Raw genomic sequence first — 19,879 nt, forward strand, 5'->3', positions numbered from 1 at the left:
GTACTCTCTTTCCTGAATTCTTTTAACGAAAAATGTTTTAATAATTATTTCTTCAATTTCTTTATTCATTTACCTCCCACAATTTTTATTTAACTATAATTACCCACCCATTGTGAGTACAACCTCTTCATACAGATAGGTAAGCCTTGTGGTAAAAAAGAGGATAGATAGAGCGAATTTATTTAAGCTCTTCTATCCTTTTAATTTTTATACATATAATGTGTGACATTAAATAAGAATGCACTATTTTAAATAGTTTCAGCGTAAAAACTTGACTTTTAATAAAATCAAGCACCAGGTAGCTTTTTTCTGTGAAAAAAAACTTTTCATCGTTGGGTTGGGAGTTCGGAAACTCATGAAAGTTTTATTACGAAAAGTGAATAGACAAAATATTCAGTCATGCTTTATATGTGTTAATCTTGCGGTAAATCTAGATCCTTTATTCTTTCAATTTCTTCTCTCGATAAGCCTAATAAATCCATTATTTCTTCAACCGTTTCATGTCGTTGCAGCAATTTTTTCACTAACTCTATTTGCTCTTTTTTACGCCCTTGCTCTAGTCCTTCTTTTATTCCCTCTGTTTTTCCTTGTTCTCTTCCCTTATTGATTCCATCAATGTAGCGAGCTTCTTCATCTAGGATATACTTTAAACGAGATTGATAAGCAAGAATTGTTTCAGGGGATTGACTGATTTCTTCCCATGTATCAAATGCTGCACGTAAGTTTTCATCCTCCATCGCTAACTCCTCCAATTCACGATATATCTCTGCATATACTTTCTTATTACGACCATCGACCATACCAAGTAATAACAACCATCGAATTAATATATCATCGAGAGCATTCAACTTTTCTTCATACCAAAGCGAAATAAACTTGTTTATCTCTATAAAGTGAATTTCCATCACATCTTCTTCTGGCATTAGTCTTGATAATGTTGTGTCTTCATGTAGATGATAAGTACTATGATACGCTTTTTTATCTTTAAACATCGTAAAATAAAAACCTTTTCCATCTATGCTATATGTTTTAAGCGGTGTAAACCTTTTATAATAATCATACATAAAAATAGTATTGGCGATGGCTACATCTAATCTCGTCCATTTCTTAACATAAAAAACTACCTAACGTCCGAGCATCAGGTAGCATCAATTTTATGAAAAAAACGATAGATAAGAAATTTACTTTCACCATATTTATACTTACTAATTTTCTTTTAATGGTTTTAAATGCTTATTCTAGAGGTAAATTTAGACTTTTTATTCTCTCAATTTCTTCTCTCGATAAGCCTAATAAATCCATTATTTCTTCAACCGTTTCATGTCGTTGCAGCAATTTTTTCACTAACTCTATTTGCTCTTGTTTACGCCCTTGTTCTAGTCCTTGTTCTAGTCCTTGCTCTAATCCTTGTTCTAGTCCTTGCTCTAATCCTTGTTCTAGTCCTTGCTCTAGTCCTTCTTTCATTCCCTCTGCTTTCCCTTGCTCTCTTCCCTTGTTTATTCCATCAATATAACGGGCTTCTTCATCTAGGATATACTTTAAGCGAGATTGATAAGCAAGAATTGTTTCAGGGGATTGACTGATTTCTTCCCATGTATCAAATGCTGCACGTAAGTTTTCATCCTTCATCGCTAACTCCTCCAATTCACGATATATCTCTGCATATACTTTCTTATTACGACCATCGACCATACCAAGTAATAACAACCATCGAATTAATAGGTCCTCAAGAGCATTCAACTTTCCTTCATACCAAAGCGAAATAAACTTGTTTATCTCTATAAAGTGAATTTCCATCACATCTTCTTCTGGCATTAGTCTTGATAATGTTGTGTCTTCATATAGATGAAAAGTATTGTGATAATTTTTGTTGTCTTTAAACATTGTGAAATTGCAAATATTGATTGTGATTGTTGGGCGTAACTCACTATAGCCCATCCCTCTAACTAGTTGCGACTCATACATTTTTGCCCAATAATATAATGTTCTTTTTGTCATATCATGCTGATTAGACAGTTGAATTTCCACATTGATGAAGTCACCATTTTGTGTTTTCACAAGAATATCTAGTCGGGATTGTTTATCGTCCTGATATTCACCGCCCAATTCATGTTTAAGGAATGTTACTTCTTTAATAGTGTCTCGTCCTGTAAGTTTAAGTACCGCATTCAAAAAAACAACTGTAATTTTTTTATTCTTTTCATTTCCGAACATTTGCTTGAAGGCAAAATCAACCTTCAAATCAAAAAACTTTTCTAATGGAATTCTTCGCATTGCTTTTCGATTCATCAGGTATCACCCCTTTTTTATTACTATCATTATAGCATGGGCTTACTATTAGACCACTATAAAACATCAACAACGAATTATGTTATTCACAAAATCTTAAATAGGAATAAATAGCTCCATTACAAAGTCTTCGGAAGGTAATTTATATAGTTTAGAACAAAAAAACAACGGATGACTTTATCGCCATCCGCTGTCTCAAACTTACATATTTTTTAGTTCTTCTAAACGTTTTAATACAACCGCATGTTTACTTTCGTAATCGGCTAATTTTTCACGCTCTGCATTAACTAAGGCTTCTGGAGCTTTGGATACGAATTTCTCATTCGATAACTTACCAGTAACAAGCTTCACTTCTTTTGCCCATTTTTCTAATTCTTTTTCAAGACGAGCAATTTCTTCGTCTAAGTTAATAAGTCCAACAAGTGGTAGGAATAGCTCAGCTCCAGTTACTACTGCTGTCATCGACTGACCAGGAGCCTCTAAGCCTTCGCCAATTGTTAGTGACTCTGGATTACAGAATTTTTCTAAATATGCTTTATTTGCATTAAGTACTGTAACCGTTGCTGCATCCTTCGCTGAAATATATAACGGCACTTTTTTGCTCATTGGTGTATTAACTTCCGCACGAATATTACGTACTGAACGTATAATATCCATTAGGAGCTTCATATTGTCTGCTTCCTCTGCAAAATGAAGATCCGTGCGTACAGTTGGCCATGCTGCCACTGTGATTGATTCACCTTCATGAGGTAAGTGCTGCCAGATTTCTTCCGTAATGAACGGCATGAATGGATGTAATAGACGCATCGTTTGATCTAAAACATAAGCTAATATAGAACGAGTCGTTTTCTTAGCTGCTTCATCATCACCATTTAACGGTAATTTAGCCATTTCAATATACCAAGAACAGAAATCATCCCAAATGAAATTATAAAGTTCGCGGCCAACTTCGCCAAACTCGTAGCGTTCTGCGAGAGATGTTACACGTTCAATTGTTTCATTTAAGCGAGTTAGAATCCATTTATCGGCAACTGATTTTTCACCAGTTAAGTCGATTTCATCATATGTCATACCTTCCATATTCATTAAAGCGAATCGAGACGCATTCCAAATCTTATTTGCAAAGTTCCATACGGATTCTACTTTTTCGGTTGTATAGCGTAAATCTTGACCAGGTGAAGACCCAGTAGCTAAGAAGTAACGTAATGAATCGGCACCATACTGATCAATAACGTCCATAGGGTCTACGCCATTACCAAGTGATTTACTCATCTTGCGTCCTTCACCATCACGTACTAAACCGTGAATTAGTACATCTTTGAATGGGCGCTGACCTGTAAATTCAAGACCTTGGAAAATCATTCGAGATACCCAGAAGAAAATAATATCATAGCCAGTTACAAGTGTACTTGTTGGATAGTAACGTTTATATTCTTCATTTGTCTCATCTGGCCAACCCATTGTTGAAAATGGCCATAGCGCTGACGAGAACCATGTATCTAATACGTCTTCATCTTGCGTCCAATTTTCTGCATCTGCTGGTGCTTCTGTTCCTACGTAAATTTCACCTGTTTCATTGTGATACCAAGCAGGAATTTGATGACCCCACCATAACTGACGAGAGATACACCAGTCACGGATATTTTCCATCCAGCGAGAATATGTGTTTTCAAAACGAGACGGTACGAAGTTTACTTTTCCTTCCTCATCTTGTTGAAGGGTAAGTGAAGCATCAGCAAGTGGTTGCATTTTAACGAACCATTGTGCTGAAAGATATGGCTCTACAACAGCACCAGAACGTTCAGAGTGACCTACTGAATGTGTATGTTCTTCAATACGAATAAGCACACCTGCTTCTTGTAAATCAGCTACGATTTGCTTACGGCATTCAAAGCGATCCAACCCGTTATACTTGCCAGCAAGCTCGTTCATTGTACCATCTTCATTCATAACAAGAATGCGCTCAAGGTTGTGGCGGTTACCAACCTCAAAGTCATTAGGATCGTGTGCTGGTGTCATTTTTACAACCCCAGTACCAAATTCCATATCTACGTAGTCATCTGCTACGATAGGAATTTCACGACCAACAATTGGTAAAATCACTGTTTTACCGATTAGGTGTTGATAGCGCTCATCTTTCGGGTGAACAGCTACCCCAGAGTCACCTAGCATTGTTTCAGGACGTGTAGTCGCTACTTCCACATATCCTGAGCCATCAGCTAATGGGTATTTCATGTGATAGAAAGCACCTTGAACATCTTGATAAATAACTTCAATATCTGATAATGCTGTTTTTGCAGCAGGGTCCCAGTTAATAATACGCTCACCACGATAGATTAAGCCTTTTTCATATAATTGTACGAAAACCGTTTTAACTGCATCAGAAAGACCTTCATCAAGTGTGAAACGCTCGCGAGAATAATCTAATCCAAGACCAAGCTTCGCCCATTGATCACGAATATGCCCAGCATACTCTTCTTTCCATTCCCATGTTTTTTCGAGGAATTTTTCACGACCTAAATCATAACGTGTAATATTATCTTCTCGTAGTTTGGCTTCTACTTTTGCTTGTGTCGCAATACCTGCATGGTCCATTCCTGGTAACCAAAGTGCATCATAACCTTGCATGCGCTTCATACGAATTAAAATATCTTGTAATGTTGTATCCCAAGCATGGCCAAGATGTAGTCTACCTGTTACATTCGGTGGTGGAATAACGATTGAATAAGGTTCCTTTTCACTAGTAGGCTGCGCCTCGAAAAATTTTCCTTGTAACCACCATTCATAACGACCCGCTTCAATGGACTGTGGATCATATTTTGTAGGCATTGAAATGTTTTCTGTCATTTTGACTCCTCCTGTTGACTTATTAATTTTATCGGTATGAGATCGTACCAATCATTCTGTTTTTATGTCTCATACTGAGGCACATTTACCAGAAGATTTAATGAAAATAAAAAAAACTCCTAACGTCAAAAAGGACGAAGGAGTTTAAATTCGCGGTACCACCTTTAATTCCAGCAGAGGCGAGTTAAGCGGTCACTATACACACATTTCATCAAGAAATAGAATACACTACTTGCTTAAGCCTTTTACTACTGGCTCTCAATTCGGTAACGGTGTTTAACCGGCTTTAACTACTGTTAGTTCACTAAAGCTGCTCGAGGGCTACATTCAATTAGGTACATATAGAAACTTCTCAGCTACCGTTTCCTCTCTTAAAATGTACGACTAATTTACTCTTCCCTGTCATAGCATCTATATTTGACTTTTTCACATTGTACCGCAGAATCGTACAGATTTTCAAGTGGTTTAGTCATTTTTTAGAAGTAATTCAAAATCAATTTCTCCTTGGTGTAATTGTAGCTGACGCTTCGCTTTCGCTACAGAAAACATTTGTTGCTGTCGCTTCGCTTTCGCACAGAAAACATTTGTTGTTGCTGACGCTACGTTTGCATTACGCTTTCGATACAGAGAAATTACCACAGGACGTGGCGTTCTTAAACTGAGTTCCTCTATTTCAGTAGGTGTTAGACACCCACTGAAAAGGAACCACACCCGCAATCATCTAACACCTTCAGAGGTAGGAATCTTCTACTGAATGAAGATAAATAGAAAAGGAAGTGAAAATTCAAATGCGACGACGCCGTAAGTATAATCCTTGGCTTTTACCACCATGGCTACGACAAGTTCGTTTTTATTGCAGAGCGATTATTGTGCCAATTTGTGCTTTTCAATTTATACGTGTCATCATCATTCCAACATCCGGCGATTTCATCATCCTATTGCTTCTGCTACTTCTATGCTATTTACTATTGAATGATATTCTTTGAAACACGTACCTTTAGTGGTGTATATTCTTCTGTTAAATCCCAAATCATTGATGGAACTTCATGCCATGAGCTAGATTCACGGACTACAATATGACTTGAGGATTCTCTCAACACTGTTTTTTGCTCAACTGAGTTAGGCTTTTGTGCTGAAGCTACTACAGCTTCAGACTTTTCCTTTTGTACTGAAAATGCTACAGCCTTTGATTTTTCCTCTTGTATAGAAGCAACTACAGCTGCAGGTTGTTTTACTTGTGCGGTTTCTTCTACATGTGTAACCTTCTCTATTCGAGCTAAGGCATTTGCAGTGACAGACTGTTCTTCTAATACATGAGCTTTTTCAAATGTTTGCTCAGGCTCATTAAAAATACTTGTAACCGTCCATTCAAGCTGACACATTTGATTAGTCAGTGTAGGTCTAATGTCCTTTACCATTAAATCTTCAATAGTCGAATCTTTTGGTAAATCTACATTTAAAGGAACTGCATACTCAAAATAACCAGTATCTCCTTGAATATCAAGTGTATCGATTTGTACTAATTCTTCATTACCCGTGAAAACTTGCATGTCTCGAAAATCAAAGCGAACATGTGCGGTGATGTGATAAATACCCATTAATCGTAATGAATCTTCTAGCTGCATTGTCTGCCACCGCGGCTTAATTTGCACAGCTGCTATTTCTATTGGATAGCCATAACCAGGAAAACTAAAAGTTTCGCTCATATTCCACGTTTTGTGTTCGATAATAATCCCTCCCCTTGCATCATATGAAGCTTCGGAGGATAGTATGCTATAGGTTACGTAATAAAATCACCACATGATAACGAAAAAATTTTTTCTACCTTTCTTTATAACTAACATTTTATTACTTACAAAAGCTTAGTTGACGCCCCCAGGAAAGCGCCTGGCAGGAACGAAAATCAACCCACTTTATGGTGAAGAGCCTAAAAAAGGCATACTAGAAAATTCTAGCATGCCTTTTTACTGTTGTCTCAACAGCGTAATTATACATTCACCAATTTGATTTTATTTGCTACACGATCTGTTAACATTTGTGTTGCTTTTGGTACGATTGGCTTAAAGATTGGATTTAAAACAGGACCAGCTAATCCTCCTGCTGTTACTTCTAAGAAGCCTGTCATTTTTGTATTTTCTGCATCAATGCTTTCCGCAAGGAAATAACCGTTTCCAGAAAAGTTATCAGACAGTCCTTTTAATTCGAATGTTACTTTTGAAGGCGCTGCCCATTCTAAAATAGTAATCTCTACTTGTACTGTTTTTTTCAGAACACCAACGTTGCCTTTAAACGTCCATGTTGAATGTTTTTCATCAATCATTTCATGTGCATTATAACCTGGGACAAGCTTCGCCCATTTTTCCATATCACTGACGAAATCCCATACATTTTCAATTCCTACGGGTACTTCGACCATATGTGTGCCTGTTGCCATATCAATTCACTACTTTCTTTTACGAATAGCTATATTATATACGATTTCGCCCACAATTTGGCTATGCTGAAAGTTATAATTTTAATAAATTTTTTCAAGTAGTAACGATTATTTTCATTCATTGATACTCCAATGAACTTTTAACGGGTAAAAATAAAAAAACATTGCAGACGAAGGCATGTTGTATAACTTTATCAACAAAAAACTAACATGCCAGAAAATACTTCTAGCATGCTAGTTTGTAACCATGCTCCTATTGCCCATTACACGCACTTCCGATACGTCCGTAAAATACTTAGAACAATAAAAAAAGGCCCATCACCAAAAGTTGTGATTGACATTCGGTAAATTTTACCATGTATATAAATGGTGAAGATCCTAAAAAAGAGAGCCGTTATAGCTCTCTAAAAACAATTAATATCTATTTATCCAATCCATACAAAATGCGCCGTTATAGTTAGTTATTTTACAAATCTATACATCAAAATGTCGTCTATGTATTCATCATTGTCTAATTTTACTTCTCTAACTTTACGACCTTCTTCAAGAAAGCCCATTTTCTGATATAGTTTAATGGCATTTTCATTTGTTGAAAAAACACCTAAACAAACTTTCTCAATAAATGGATTAACAGTTGCCCAATCAATTAACTTAGTTAACAATAAAGTACCTATTCCTTGACCCCTTATGTTGGAATCGACCATCATCCCAAATGATCCTGTATGGGAAATTCGTTTTCTTGGTGGCGATTGAAACATTAACCACCCCACTATTTCTCCTTCTAATTCAGCAACGAAAATCACATCACGTTCATTCACCTGTTTTTGTTCAATCCATTTCTCTTGCTCTTCAACAGTTTGATTAAATTCTTCTAGTGTGGTTAATAAATATTTCTGTTCTGTTAAAACTTGCAGTTGAATTTTCAACATTTTTTCTGCATCAGAAACTAATGCTTCTCTCACTATTAGACTCATTCTTTTACCTCCCTATACCGCTTCTTAATTACAAAAAATCCCTACTTTTTTAGTTTACATAGCTACTCATTGAAATGCACCACTTAATCACTGAAATTTACGCTCAAGTCAATTGTTCTTAGTGTGCCAAACTTTTGAAACTTTTGTTGATTTCATCATTTGTGATTCCAATAAATTAGTCACAATTTACCATTTATCTACCAACTCAAACTTTACTGTGTTACGATTATCTATAGACGTAATTTTCAGTTAGTAAAGAAAAAGCACTTCTTTTAAGGGAGAATATTTCATGATGAATATATTATTTAAATTATTTACAGTTATATCGTGGATATATTGTTTGGGACTTATTTTATTCCGTTTCCCTAATGATACTTTTGTAATGCGTATGGTTACTGGTATAATGTCGATGGTTTTTTCTTGTAGTCTACTGTTCTTTTTGTTAAAAATTATTGATAACAAGAAACAGAAAAAAATAGAGGTGAATTAATAATCATTTGGAGCTTTTATCAACTTTTCGACAATCAATACAATAGCCAAAGCTACATCAATCAAGGGCTTGTTAGTAAAATTACACATTAAGTCTTTTGTTATGCCTTCACAGACTACCTGAGCGCAATCCACGCAAACAAGTTATAAGTCTATCCGATACTCGAATCCTCTGAGAGCTGTTCTGCGGGATTTAACAATGCACGTCAGCTTACTGATGCGCTACCGCAACTTCATCATACCTTTCTTTATAAGCTTACACACTTCTTTACACCAACATTTGGAAATATGTTACACTATTCCAAACAACTAATTATTCAATTATTCAACAACTAACGGAGCAGGATTATTAAAATTTTTATTCCGAATATAGAATATGTTAGCTTAACGATTTTTGCAGGTTATTAGAATTAAAGAAGGGGTGAATAATTTTGGTACAAAAGATACTTGAACTACTTAACACAATATATTCAGTAGATTTAATTAAAGTAGAATCAGTAACTGATGAGATGTTTCGGTGCATTGCAGAAGATGGTGATTACTTTGCAAGAATTACAAACTATAAAAGTTTTGATGAACAATTAGAAGAAGTTAATTATACGAATTTCTTATTTAAAGAAGGGTTGGGTGTATCACCAACAATAGCTTCTATTAATGGTAAGGCTATAGAAAAGATAACTCTTGAAAACAAAGAAGTCTTAATTGTTCTTTATAAATCGGCTCCTGGTGTACATCTACCAAGAAATGAATGGAATGCAGAAATATTAAAAGAATTAGGTAGGCAAATGGGTAAATTACATCGTATATCCAAGAAGTTTGAAGAAATACATCCAATTAGATATATCAACGATTGGCATGATAACGAAGAATATGCCTTTCTCAAATATATTCCTAAAGAAGAATGTGCTATTAGAGATATTGCAAAAGAGGTTTTATCATCTATAAAAAAAATACCAAAAAATAATTCGAATTATGGATTGTTACACGGCGATTTATGGTTAGAAAACATTTTGGTTGATAATGATTCGAATTTGACGATGGTTGATTTTCAAGATTGTGAGAAGCATTTTTATATTTTTGATTTAGCAGTTCCAATTTACAGTGCGTTGGAGTATTCGTTTGTAGGTGGAGGTAACATAGTTGAATATGGGCGAAGTATTACAAAAGCAATCATCGAAGGATACCAAGAGGAAAATGAACTATCCTCAGAAATGTTAGATAAACTTCCTTTATTTATTAAATTAAAAGAAATATTTGAATACAGTTTGATGCACATGTACTGGGACAAAGAAAAACTAACTGAAGAACAGATAAGAATAATGAACCATTATAGATTGAGACTTGAATTAAATCATTCCATTCCAAATATTTAACCTAAACGGTTCTTTGTTGAATAATCGTCTCGGTAGGCTGTAACAGTTAATCTAATTCATAGCACTTTTACCATTCCACTACCAACGAATAATCTTCCATGTTATAATTTTGAAGATAATTAATGCTAGTTTAAATTTAAAGGAGTACAAAATGATGTTTAAAGACCCTTGGAATCCTACACAAAAAGAAATCAAAAAATGGGCATATAGTGATGAAATGGAACCTGTGCAAGATTGGGAACTCTTCATCTATAAATTTGAAAATATACCGATGATTTGTACATTTGTTGAAGATGAGCAATGTGAACATACTTCTTATTTCCTTAATACCTTATATGTTTTCACAGGAGATACGGTTCGGGTAGGAGACAGTGGAAAAATTCAAAAGCTATCTCAATTACTAGATACGATTGAAAATACAACCACATCAAAAGAACTTAAATTGTGGATTGAGCGTTCTCAACTTCTCATTGAATATCCTGAATATTACGAGTCCTCTTATTGGGGTCTTTGTTCAAAGTTTGTTTATGAAAATAATTCGGGCGCAATTCCAAAGATTTAATTTTCTAAACAATATCGAATTTTCAACTCTAACAATCTAGGGCTTGCGTATGATAAAAATTCATTACATACAAGCCCTTTTGTTATGCTTCCTTTAATCACTCTTGTAGCTCAATACATAGCTCTGTACAATAATTAAACAACCTGTGTAAATGAAATCCTCTGCTCTTGATTCAACGTTCATAAGCTGTAAAATAAGCTCCAAGAACCGAAGTAAAAATGTGTAACAGAAAAAGCACACCACTTCATTGAGATGTTCTACAAAAAAACAATTTCCCAAGAATAACTATGTATGCATCTATATTAAGTAAGAGATTCTTTTAATAAATTGGCTAATATTCACGAGCATATAGTTCAGCATCTAAAATTTTATAATTATGAACCTTGTTTTTATATTCTTTATCAATCTCACCCTTATAAATAAATTCTCCATAAGGGCTTAGTTGACCCGCAGGAATACTTACAAATTCTCTCAAAATCTCTTTGCCATCTTCATCATACATTTTAACATAGAAGAAACCAGATATATTTTGATTTCCCTGATTCGTAACTACAAGTTCCCATTTATCTTCATTTTGCATAATTATAGGTTTGTCAAACTTAATATTCCTCAAAGCAAGTTCCTTTGCTTCTGCCAGTTCTTTTTCCTCTTGTTCTTTTTCTAATTTCTCTATTTCCTTTTCAAGCTTGTACGATTGGTATTCAGTAAAAAGTAAATTACCTGCAAATACAGCTATTATGCCCATAACTGTTATACCAATGTACATTCCTATCTTCTTCATTTACTTATTTCTCCTTTTGTACTATTTATCCCTAATTAATTATAGATTATTACCTATACATTTTCGATAAAAATATTATTCTATCAAAAAGCACAACAACTTATTGTTGATGTGCTACTGCAATCTAATCGTACCTTGCTTTATAAGCTTACACATTCACCCCACATCAATATTTGTAAATGCGTTACATTTTACCACACAACTGATTATTCAGTCTTTTAACTAACGGTGTGCAGGATAGTTAAAAAATATTTAGGGTAAGTTACTTCTTAAAGGAGTAACTTACATGAAAAATCTATTCTTAATTAGTTTGTATACGTTTATATTTTCGTTCAGTCTTTCCATGATATTAGGAAATCCTGTTTATTCACAAACTACACCCTCAGATAAAATTGAATATTTATATCCTGCAAATAAGGAAAAAGTTTTTGATGAAACTGTAGATGAATTTTACCAGGCATTAAGAGACCTAAAGTATCCTGTACATCAGGAGCTTTATCAAAGACATAAGCAACAGCAAAGACATTTGGATACTGTTCTTTTTAAAGAAATGCCTGATGCATCTGTAAATATTAGAAAAAAGCTATTGTTTAAAGAGGTAGAAGGATTAAATTATATAACTTTTGATGGAAATATTCTTCGCCCCTACCCTGATATAGCTATTAACTACCATCAGACCGTTAGCCCTGATAGGCAAGTTTATTTCTTTTATTCCTTTAAAGATACAGAAAAAGAATTTAGAGGTAGATATGCAATTTATGATGTTGAAACAAAAGAAATGGTAGCAGGTGGAGGTACTTATATGCCAAAGCTCAATCTTACAAGGAACACTTACGATAAAGAAGGATAAATTTAGAGTCAGGAAAGGCTTGCTAATTTATATTTTTTAAAATAATAGACATAATATAAAAAAACTTGGACACAATTAGAAAAAAGGAGATTCTATATTGAAGTATGTTTTTAAAGGATTACTTCTTTTCTTTACCTTAGCTCTATTTTTTTCATTAATTGTCCATGCAGAAAAAAATGAACAAGAACAAGGAGAAAGTGACGAAGGAACTGTAGTTTACCATGTCAAATACGATTATGATGCAATATCCAATTTTTTAGGAATGAGTCTCGATGAATATGAAGAATATTGGAAAAAGGGACTTTCTATTATGGATATGGCAGAAAAACAAGGAATTTCGAGACATGATTTAGTGGGTTATTTTTGTGATTTCCACCATAAAGAAATGCAAAAGTGGAGAGATAAAGGTTCGATGACAGAAAGTGATTATTTTGACCTTGTTTTTAGGTTATCAGATGAAATCGATGAGTTTATTGACCGTAATCCCAATCGTTAATTCAATTAACAGGGGCTTAGATTTAATAAGATTAGGGCTTGTTTTTATGATTGATTTTCATATATGCAAGTCCTTTTGTTATGCTTCCTCAACCTCTCTATATCAACAATTAGATAGCCTGCGTAAACGAATCCTATGCTTCAATATCATCTCTCAAAATATCTATAATTTCGAACATTTACCTTAGATGTCTTATGAATCGTCTATCCGCAATAAAGTCCACATATGCAAATTTTAAAAGCATACAAAAAACCACTTCTTATCAAATGTTAGAATTGATAAGAAGTGGTTACTAATTTGTTAATTGATTGAGCATTACACTACTTCATAAAAAGAACGTATTTTCTCACTCTTGTTATTTTGCTAATTGTGCAAATACTTTATGAAAGGCTTCAACCGTTTTTGCGATATGCTCCTCCGTATGTGCAGTAGAAATGAATAAACCTTCAAATTGAGATGGCGGTAAGAAAATACCTTCCTCTGCCATTAGACGGAAGTATTCAGCGAATAATTGTAAATCAGACGTTTTTGCTGAAGCAAAATCAATAACATCTTCATTCGTAAAGAAGAAACCTATCATTGAACCAGCACGATTTACAGTATGCGGAATATTGTATTTCGTGGCTGCTTCTCGGAAACCAGCCTCTAATTGATCACCTAGCTTTTTGAAATATTCATAAGTGCTATTATCAAGGCGAGATAATGTTTCATAGCCAGCTGTCATTGCTAATGGATTCCCTGACAATGTACCAGCTTGATAAATTGGACCAGCTGGTGCTACCTGCTCCATAATTTCCTTTTTCCCTGCAAATGCGCCAACAGGAAGTCCACCGCCAATTACTTTTCCTAACGTTGTCATATCTGGTGTTACATCAAAATACCCTTGTGCACAGCCATAGTCAACACGGAAACCTGTCATAACTTCATCAAAAATCAACAGTGCTCCATGTTCCTTTGTTAATTCACGTAAGCCTTGTAGGAAGCCTGGTTGTGGAGGAACAACGCCCATATTTCCTGCGACTGGCTCAACAATTACTGCCGCAAGTTCTGAACCAAACTTTTCGAAAACTTGTTTCGCCCCTTCTAAGTCATTGTACGCTACTGTCAATGTATTACGTGCAATATCCGCTGGGACACCAGGGCTGTCAGGTAGGCCTAATGTAGCTACCCCAGAGCCAGCCTTGATTAGCAAGGAATCTCCATGACCGTGATATGAGCCCTCAAATTTTAAAATTTTATCGCGCCCTGTCACACCACGAGCCACGCGTAAAGCAGACATTGTAGCCTCTGTCCCAGAAGAAACGAAGCGAATCATTTCCATACCAGGTAGTCGATCTAACACTAATTTGGCTAATCGATTTTCTGTGTAGCTTGGTGCTCCAAACGAAGAGCCTTTCGCTGCTGTTTCTGCAATTGCTTGTACAACTTCTGGATGCGTATGACCTAGAATTAGAGGTCCCCACGATAATACATAGTCAATATATTCATTGCCATCAATGTCTTTAATAATAGCACCGTGACCAGATTCCATGAAGATTGGATCCATATTTACGGATTTGAATGCACGTACTGGGCTACTTACGCCTCCTGGCATTAAGTTAATTGCTTCAGCATATGCTTGTTTTGATTTTTCGTAAGAACGCGCCATTTATTTCTCCTCCAACCAACGTGCAACATCTTTAGCATGATACGTAATGATTAAATCAGAGCCTGCTCGTTTCATACCAAGTAATGTTTCAAGCACTACTTTTTTCTCTTCAATCCAGCCATTAATAGCTGCTGCTTTGATCATTGCATATTCACCAGAAACGTTGTATGCAACAATCGGTAATGTATAGTTATTTTTCACATCACGAATTATATCTAAATAGCTTAGAGCTGGCTTAACAATTAAGAAATCTGCACCCTCTGCAATATCCGACTCTGCTTCACGGAATGCTTCCATACGATTCGATGGATCCATTTGGTATGATTTACGATCACCAAATTGAGGTGCACCATCAGCTGCATCTCGGAATGGGCCATAGTAGCTAGATGCATACTTTACAGCATATGACATAATCGGTACATTTTCAAAGCCTGCTTCGTCTAAGCCTGCACGAATTGCAGCAACAAATCCATCCATCATATTAGATGGAGCAATGATATCTGCACCAGCTTTTGCTTGTGATACTGCTGTACGTGCTAAAACATCTAATGAAGGATCGTTTAAAATTTGATCACCTTCAATTAAGCCACAATGACCATGGTCTGTAAACTCACATAAGCATGTATCTGCAATGATTAAAAGCTCTGGGTAGCGAGCTTTAATAATTCGTGTTGCTTCTTGCACAATACCATGATCATGGAATGCACCAGTTCCGACTGCATCTTTTTCTGCAGGTAAGCCAAACAAAATAACAGCAGGTATACCTAAAGCAACAACTTCATCAATCTCAGCTTCAAGTTTATCTAATGAAAATTGAAAAACGCCTGGCATAGAAGGTACTTCGTTTTTGATATTTTCGCCTTCCATAACGAAAATTGGATAAATTAAATCCTCTTTGTGTAAGTATGTTTCTTTTACCATTGATCGAATTGCAGCATTTGCACGCAAACGACGATGTCTTTGAAATTGTAATTTTGTCATTTTATTCTCCTACTTTCGTTATTTCCTCGAAGACTGCTTGCATTGTATATACGCTCGGCATAACATCCACAGTCGCACCGTGATTTAAAATAGCCGCTTCTGTAATATGACCGATCGCTGCCACACGTGCTGCCTTCCAACCAATTACCGAAGCTACATCCATTGCATAGACATCAACAGCGGAAGGACTAGCAAAAATCACTGTGACGTCGCTATTCGTACGGATACAATCAATAATTACTTGTATTTGATCGTGTCGCTCAATCGTTTCATAAACTGTCCATTCCTTCAAATTAAAGGGTAGCCCTTCCTTCAATGTCTTTTTCGCTTTTTCACCACGAATAAATAGACAAGTAGGATTACTACCTGCTACGTTAGGAAATTCTTTGACAAATACATCTGCACTAAATATAGAAGGCATAAAGCTCACATGAAATCCTAGCTTTTCTAAAGCTGTAGTAGTTTTAGTTCCAATTGAAGCAATCTTTACTTGAAAATTCTCTGTACTCAAATTAAAACGTTTCATTTTACTAGCAAAAGCATCTACGGCATTTTGACTCGTAAAAATGAGCCATTCAAATTGACGAGCAAGCTCTAAATGCACATCATCGTTTTTATCGATAAGCTCGCAAGTTTCAATCAATGGGGTAATTATTGCTTGGCCACCTAAAGCAGTAATGTCATCTATAATTGTTGTCGTCTTAGATGTACCTGTCAAAATAATCGTTTTACCTTCTAAAGGTAAATTATTTTGCATCTTGCTCTGCCTTTACTCGTTGAATTAATTCAAAAGCACCTTGCTTCGTTAAAATCTCAGCAAGCTCTTTCCCAACCACATCCGCATCAGTACCTACTACTGTTTCCTTGTAAACAACTGAGGCATCTGGTGCAGCAACAAGACCAGTTAGTGTAATTTCTTCCCCATTAGACTTTGCGTATCCTGCGATAGGTACTTGACAGCCACCATCCATAGCCGCTAGGAAAGCACGTTCTGCATGCGCTTCTTGCCATGTAATGCTATCTGTTAACTTGCCTAATTCTGCTAATAGCTCCGTATCATCTTCACGGCATTCAATACCTAAAGAGCCCTGTGCTACTGCTGGTAGACAATCTTCTACAGGTAAAAACTCAGTAACAACATCATCGCTCCAGCCAAGGCGTTTTAACCCTGCTGCTGCAAGAATAATTGCATCGTATTCTTCTGTTTCAAGTTTTGCTAAGCGTGTATCTACATTTCCACGAATCCATTTAATTTCTATATCTGGACGGACTGTTAATAGTTGAGCACTGCGACGAAGAGAACTTGTCCCAACAACAGCTCCTGCTGGAAGATCGGCAAATTTCACATGTCCTTTTGAAATAAATGCATCACGCGCATCTTCACGTGGCGGAATACAGCCAATTACTAATCCTTCAGGCAGTATTGCAGGCATGTCCTTCATAGAATGAACAGCAAAGTCAATCTCTTTGTCGTAAAGTGCTTGTTCAATTTCTTTTACGAAAAGTCCTTTACCACCTACTTTAGATAGCTGCACGTCTAAAATTTGGTCGCCTTTCGTGACAATTTCTTTCACTTCAAATTCAAATGGTACACCAGCAGCTTTTAACTCATTGATAAACCAATTTGTTTGTGTTAAAGCTAGCTTACTTCTCCTAGAACCTACAATAATTTTTCTCAACAGTCTCCAACCTCTCTTCTAATACCATAAATGGAATCGCGATAAACTACTTCCTAAAAAGAAGTTAACAACAACTAATATGTAAGCGTATATATGTACCCACGCATAAGTTGTTCCAGTCAGCTTACTTTTACGATTCACATACAATATAAAGCAATACAATATTAAAATAATAAAGGACCCAATAATCTTCGCATCAAAAATCGAAAGACTTTCTAGCGTTAGTAGTGCCCATTCAACCCCTAAAACTAAACTTAAAAATAGCACTGGAATACCAATGAAAAATGACACATTCATCCAGCTACTCGTCTGCTGTAATGAAGGCAACCTTGTCCATAAATGTGACCATTTTTTCTTTTTGAGCAGACGATATAATACTAAATACAATATCGCAAAAACAAAAGTTAGCGTAAATGCTGCATACGATAACATCGCAAATGATATATGAATAAAAAGCATTTCCGAAATTAAAGTATCGCTTACTGCTCCCGATGGTCGTTTCGGCATAAAAGTAAAAATACTAGCGAACAAAAACCCTAGTATATTAATAATAAACACCGGAAGATCAACTCGTGCAATACAGTGCAAAATAATAGATAATGTCACGAGCAGCCAGGAATAAAAGAGAATCCCTTCAGACAAGGATAAAATCGGAAAACGCTTCGTTTCCACAAAAGTTAATAATATAATGGCACCTTGAATTACCCATACAAATGAAACAAGCCAAAAAGCAATTCGCCTTGCGCGTACTTGCTTATAAAAGTAATCAGTAAAGTAAAATACTAGACTGATCGCATACAAGACGATCATCACTTCGTAGAGCCTTGTCATTGTCAAATCAGTCAATAGACATCCCTTCTTTATATCGAAAGTGCTAAAGTGCTGTACTTTAGCCTAGAAAAAAAAACGTTTTCGTATCCTTAGTTTACCATACAGATACGAAAACGCCTCAATTAATATCAGTAGAAAATCTCGTTCGCGGGAAAAAACTCAAAGGAACAACTATTAATTCTAAAGTTGCACCACGAACACTTAGACATCTTTAGAAAGAGTACTTTGGTTCAGTAGAAGATTGTGATGACTGTAAGTGTTCTTTGCGTTCAAGCTCTTGCTTTGTCATTGCATTAATTTCAGCTTCCACAGCATCTTCAATACCGAAAATTTGTTGGAATAAACGTAACTGTTCATTTGCTTTTGATGAATTTGCCATTTCCTTAGCTTGTAAAATTGGTTCTTTTAACAATTGATTAATAATAGACTTTGTATGCTTACTTAAAATTTTACGTTCTCGATCCGTTAAATCTGGCATTTTATTTTCGATACTAATCATTGTTTCTTCTTGAATACGACTCGCTTTTTTACGTAAAGCCGAGATGACAGGGACAACGCCAAGAGTCGCAACCCAATCTTTAAATTGTGTAACCTCTTTGCCAATCATTGAAGTAATATCAGCCGCAGCGCGTTCACGCTCAGCTAAGTTTGCTTCAACGATGCCTTGTAAATCATCTATATCATATAAGAAAACGTTTGGTAAGTCTCCAACACGTGGATCAATATCACGTGGAACTGCAATATCTACGACAAATAATGGTTTACCTTTACGCAAACGTTCAACAAATTCCATCAATTCATAGTCAATAACATAATCTGTTGCACCTGTAGAGGTAATTAAAATATCTGCTTCTAATAACGAACATTGTAGTTCCTTCATTGATTTTGCTTCACCGTGGAATTTAGCTGCTAGACTTTCTGCTTTTTCGAACGTACGGTTAATAACAGTTACTTTACCAACGCCGCTACCGTAAAGGTTCTCAATAGCAAGTTCTCCCATTTTTCCTGCACCTAAAATTGCCACATGTTTACGTTTTAAAGATCCGAATATTTTCTTTGCTAATTCAACTGCTGCATAAGAGACTGATACCGCGTTCTCACCGATAGCCGTTTCATTATGTGCACGCTTCGCAAATGTCACCGCTTGTTTAAATAGCTGATTGTATACCGTTCCTGTTGTTCCAATCTCTTGTCCACTTAAGAAGCTTTTCTTTACTTGTCCTAAAATTTGAGTTTCGCCAAGTACCATCGAATCAATGCCAGCTGTCACTTTAAATAAATGCTCGATTGCCTCATCTTCTTCACGAATTGTTAAATATGAAGAAAATGATTCTACAGGTAGGTCGAACCAATTTGCTAAAAATTGTTTTACAAAATGACGTCCAGTATGCAATTGGTCAACTACTGCATAAATCTCTGTGCGGTTACATGTCGAAACAATCACATTTTCTAAAATACTTTTTTGTTTTTGTAGCGCTTCCATTGCCTGTGGTAGTTCACTCTCTATGAATGATAACTTTTCACGAATTTCAACTGGCGCTGTTTTATAATTCAAGCCTACTACGATGGCATGCATGAATAACACCTCACACATTCTAATTCATAAATCTCATTATAGCACAGTTCGACAAGAGTTCATCTATTA

Annotated in this window: 18 protein-coding genes and 1 other annotated feature; of the genes, 4 read left to right on the plus strand and 14 right to left on the minus strand. The window is 35.6% G+C overall.

The features are described from left to right. Positions 1–413: 413 nt before the first annotated feature. From QUF91_RS19730 to QUF91_RS19765, 7 genes are all read right to left on the minus strand, one after another. Positions 414–992, minus strand: coding sequence for an Rpn family recombination-promoting nuclease/putative transposase (locus tag QUF91_RS19730; RefSeq protein WP_289419115.1), 579 nt, complete (start codon positions 990–992; stop codon positions 414–416). 241 nt (positions 993–1,233) lie between these two features. Beyond that, positions 1,234–2,289: an Rpn family recombination-promoting nuclease/putative transposase gene (locus tag QUF91_RS19735; protein WP_289419116.1), complete on the minus strand. Its 1,056-nt coding sequence runs from the start codon at positions 2,287–2,289 to the stop codon at positions 1,234–1,236. Between the two features lie 201 nt (positions 2,290–2,490). Then, the gene (locus QUF91_RS19740) at positions 2,491–5,136 is read right to left on the minus strand and encodes a valine--tRNA ligase (RefSeq protein WP_289419117.1); all 2,646 of its coding nucleotides are present in this window, start codon (positions 5,134–5,136) and stop codon (positions 2,491–2,493) included. Positions 5,137–5,263: 127 nt separating this feature from the next. Beyond that, positions 5,264–5,551 (minus strand) — a binding site (T-box leader). Positions 5,552–5,601: 50 nt separating this feature from the next. Further along, entirely contained in the window at positions 5,602–5,853 is a 252-nt protein-coding gene (locus tag QUF91_RS19745) for a hypothetical protein (protein ID WP_285398470.1), read from the minus strand. A gap of 248 nt (positions 5,854–6,101) precedes the next feature. After that, on the minus strand, positions 6,102–6,842 hold the full coding sequence (locus QUF91_RS19755) for a valyl-tRNA synthetase (RefSeq protein WP_289419118.1): 741 nt from the start codon (positions 6,840–6,842) through the stop codon (positions 6,102–6,104). 281 nt (positions 6,843–7,123) lie between these two features. Then, positions 7,124–7,570: an SRPBCC family protein gene (locus tag QUF91_RS19760; RefSeq protein WP_285398473.1), complete on the minus strand. Its 447-nt coding sequence runs from the start codon at positions 7,568–7,570 to the stop codon at positions 7,124–7,126. 461 nt (positions 7,571–8,031) lie between these two features. Beyond that, a complete protein-coding gene (locus QUF91_RS19765) occupies positions 8,032–8,544 on the minus strand; it encodes a GNAT family N-acetyltransferase (protein WP_289419119.1) in 513 nt (170 codons plus the stop codon). Positions 8,545–9,458: 914 nt separating this feature from the next. Here QUF91_RS19765 and QUF91_RS19770 point away from each other — a divergent pair. Both QUF91_RS19770 and QUF91_RS19775 read left to right on the plus strand, forming a co-directional pair. Continuing rightward, entirely contained in the window at positions 9,459–10,406 is a 948-nt protein-coding gene (locus QUF91_RS19770; protein ID WP_289420106.1) for a phosphotransferase enzyme family protein, read from the plus strand. Positions 10,407–10,557: 151 nt separating this feature from the next. Then, positions 10,558–10,968: a hypothetical protein gene (locus tag QUF91_RS19775; RefSeq protein WP_289419120.1), complete on the plus strand. Its 411-nt coding sequence runs from the start codon at positions 10,558–10,560 to the stop codon at positions 10,966–10,968. A gap of 331 nt (positions 10,969–11,299) precedes the next feature. Here the strand turns inward: QUF91_RS19775 and QUF91_RS19780 are convergent, their stop codons facing one another. Further along, the gene (locus QUF91_RS19780) at positions 11,300–11,749 is read right to left on the minus strand and encodes a hypothetical protein (protein ID WP_285398476.1); all 450 of its coding nucleotides are present in this window, start codon (positions 11,747–11,749) and stop codon (positions 11,300–11,302) included. A gap of 286 nt (positions 11,750–12,035) precedes the next feature. Between QUF91_RS19780 and QUF91_RS19785 the strand changes: the two genes are divergently transcribed. Beyond that, on the plus strand, positions 12,036–12,599 hold the full coding sequence (locus tag QUF91_RS19785; protein WP_285398477.1) for a hypothetical protein: 564 nt from the start codon (positions 12,036–12,038) through the stop codon (positions 12,597–12,599). A 97-nt stretch (positions 12,600–12,696) separates the two neighbouring features. Further along, positions 12,697–13,095 carry a hypothetical protein gene (locus QUF91_RS19790; protein WP_285398478.1) on the plus strand — a complete coding sequence of 133 codons (399 nt, stop codon included), beginning with the start codon at positions 12,697–12,699 and terminating at the stop codon, positions 13,093–13,095. Between the two features lie 355 nt (positions 13,096–13,450). Here the strand turns inward: QUF91_RS19790 and hemL are convergent, their stop codons facing one another. The 6 genes from hemL to hemA all read right to left on the minus strand — a co-directional run bounded on the left by hemL (position 13,451) and on the right by hemA (position 19,810). After that, positions 13,451–14,743, minus strand: coding sequence for a glutamate-1-semialdehyde 2,1-aminomutase (gene hemL, locus QUF91_RS19795; protein ID WP_285398479.1), 1,293 nt, complete (start codon positions 14,741–14,743; stop codon positions 13,451–13,453). After that, positions 14,744–15,724 (minus strand): porphobilinogen synthase, encoded by a 981-nt coding sequence (hemB, locus tag QUF91_RS19800; protein WP_285398480.1) that lies wholly within the window; start codon positions 15,722–15,724, stop codon positions 14,744–14,746. It lies immediately after the preceding gene. Between the two features lies 1 nt (position 15,725). Beyond that, positions 15,726–16,481 carry a uroporphyrinogen-III synthase gene (locus QUF91_RS19805; RefSeq protein ID WP_285398481.1) on the minus strand — a complete coding sequence of 252 codons (756 nt, stop codon included), beginning with the start codon at positions 16,479–16,481 and terminating at the stop codon, positions 15,726–15,728. Continuing rightward, positions 16,471–17,403 carry a hydroxymethylbilane synthase gene (hemC, locus tag QUF91_RS19810; protein ID WP_285398482.1) on the minus strand — a complete coding sequence of 311 codons (933 nt, stop codon included), beginning with the start codon at positions 17,401–17,403 and terminating at the stop codon, positions 16,471–16,473. Before hemC ends, QUF91_RS19805 begins: the two co-directional genes overlap by 11 nt. An 18-nt stretch (positions 17,404–17,421) precedes the next feature. After that, positions 17,422–18,249 carry a cytochrome C assembly family protein gene (locus tag QUF91_RS19815; protein WP_285398483.1) on the minus strand — a complete coding sequence of 276 codons (828 nt, stop codon included), beginning with the start codon at positions 18,247–18,249 and terminating at the stop codon, positions 17,422–17,424. A 196-nt stretch (positions 18,250–18,445) separates the two neighbouring features. After that, the gene (hemA, locus tag QUF91_RS19820; protein WP_285398484.1) at positions 18,446–19,810 is read right to left on the minus strand and encodes a glutamyl-tRNA reductase; all 1,365 of its coding nucleotides are present in this window, start codon (positions 19,808–19,810) and stop codon (positions 18,446–18,448) included. Positions 19,811–19,879: the final 69 nt, after the last annotated feature.

This window comes from Lysinibacillus sp. G4S2 (genome assembly GCF_030348505.1).
In the GTDB taxonomy this organism is placed as follows: Bacteria; Bacillota; Bacilli; order Bacillales_A; family Planococcaceae; genus Lysinibacillus.